Source organism: Aetokthonos hydrillicola CCALA 1050 (assembly GCF_017591665.1).
Taxonomy (GTDB): domain Bacteria; phylum Cyanobacteriota; class Cyanobacteriia; order Cyanobacteriales; family Nostocaceae; genus Aetokthonos; species Aetokthonos hydrillicola.
In genome coordinates this window covers 1-1,735 of record NZ_JAAKGC010000356.1, presented here as the reverse complement: position 1 = coordinate 1,735, position 1,735 = coordinate 1, and the positions used below count along the sequence as shown (strand labels likewise).

The 1,735-nt window shown below is 37.8% G+C and carries 2 protein-coding genes; both read left to right on the top strand.

The window, feature by feature from the left end; all coding sequences use genetic code 11:
- The first annotated feature begins 19 nt into the window (after positions 1 to 19).
- The gene (locus G4P69_RS37875) at positions 20 to 322 is read left to right on the top strand and encodes a hypothetical protein (RefSeq protein ID WP_208355062.1); all 303 of its coding nucleotides are present in this window, start codon (positions 20 to 22) and stop codon (positions 320 to 322) included.
- Positions 323 to 387: 65 nt separating this feature from the next.
- The gene (locus G4P69_RS37870) at positions 388 to 1,710 is read left to right on the top strand and encodes a sensor histidine kinase (RefSeq protein ID WP_208339196.1); all 1,323 of its coding nucleotides are present in this window, start codon (positions 388 to 390) and stop codon (positions 1,708 to 1,710) included.
- Positions 1,711 to 1,735: the final 25 nt, after the last annotated feature.

Sequence of the window (1,735 nt, the reverse complement as noted above, 5' to 3'; positions counted from 1 at the left end):
ATAAAATCTTTTGGCAAAAATGAGCGAGTACTTGGTGATACAATATCTTTATGAAGTAAAAGACGAAGTAGAAAGTAGGAACGATGAACAGCAGAATCTTTCTTCATTCTTCATCCTTAATTCATCATCCTTACAGGTGATGTCCTCTGAGTGGATAGAGCAATTACACTATGCTGCAGCCCAAGGTAGTGATCTCCTTATTTATCAGCTGATTAAGCAAATCCCTGAAGAAAATGCCCCCCTTGCTGTTGCTCTAACAGATTTAGTTGATAACTTCCAGTTTGAGCGAATTACCGAATTAGCTCAATCAATTGAAAGCTAGAATCAAAGGACGAACAGCATATATCAACAACGGTTTTTTACAAAAATGATATTAGGAAAAGTCAAATGAATGAGATTCTAGCTAGTAGATCCAAAGCCGATATTCTTGTAGTTGACGATAAACCAGATAACATCCGCTTTCTATCTAATATGCTATTGTCGCAGGGGTATAACGTTCGTAAAGCATTAACTGGTCAGATGGCCTTGACTGCTGTTCAAACCGTTATACCTGATTTAATTTTACTAGATATCAGTATGCCGGAGATGGATGGCTATGAGGTTTGTAAACATCTAAAATCAGATATTAAAACTTCCTCTATCCCAGTAATTTTTTTGACGGCTTTAGATGCTGTGTTGGATAAAGTTAAAGCTTTTCAAATTGGTGGGTTAGACTATATCACTAAGCCTTTTCAGTTTGAAGAAGTTTTATCTCGAATTGAAACACACCTGAAAACGAGAAATCTTCAAACGCAGCTTGAGTTACAGAATATAGAGCTTCAACAGGTATTAAGTGAGCTAAAACAAGCTCAAGCCGAACTGCTTCAGCAGAAAAAAATGGCTGGTTTAATGGAGCTAGTCGCAGGTATATCTCACGAAATTAATAACCCTATTAGCTTTATCTATGGAAATATTGCTCCAGCAGCTGGATATGTTCAAGACTTGGTAAATCTGATTCATCTCTATCAAAAGGAATACACAAATCCCAGCGTCACCATTCAAAGAGCAATTCAAGATATTGACTTGGACTTTCTTGTCTCAGACTTAACAAAAATTTTCAAGTCAATGGAGACGGGAGCAGAGCGTATCCGGACAATAATACTTGCTTTACACATCTTTTCCCGTATTAATCAATCAGATATTAACTCTGTAGATATCCATGAAGGGATTGATAGTACTATACTATTTTTGCAGTATAAACTAAGACAAACAGAGTCACGCCCAGAAATTAAGGTTATTAAAAACTATGGGAAATTGCCTCACGTCACCTGTCACGTCAGTCAGCTTAACCAGGTGTTTCTGAATTTGTTGAATAACGCTATTGATGCGTTAGAACCAAGAACTGGCGTAGATTTCCCCCAACCCCTAATCCCGACGATTTGGATTTGCACCGAGTTAACGACTCCTTCAACTGTAACAATTCGGATCAAAGACAATGGTGTTGGTATGACGGAAGAACAGCAATCAAGTTTATTTAACCCATTTTTTACCACTAAGCCCGTGGGTCAAGGGTTAGGGTTAGGTTTATTGACTAGCTATCAAATTGTAGTGGAAAGGCATAAAGGGCGACTGACTTGTAATTCATCTCTTGGACAGGGTACAGAGTTTGTGGTGGAAATTCCTGTACACTCAAACCCAAAAAACTGGATGTCACCATTTGTCGAAAGTTAAAAGAGATTGATTTTTGTTCATACTT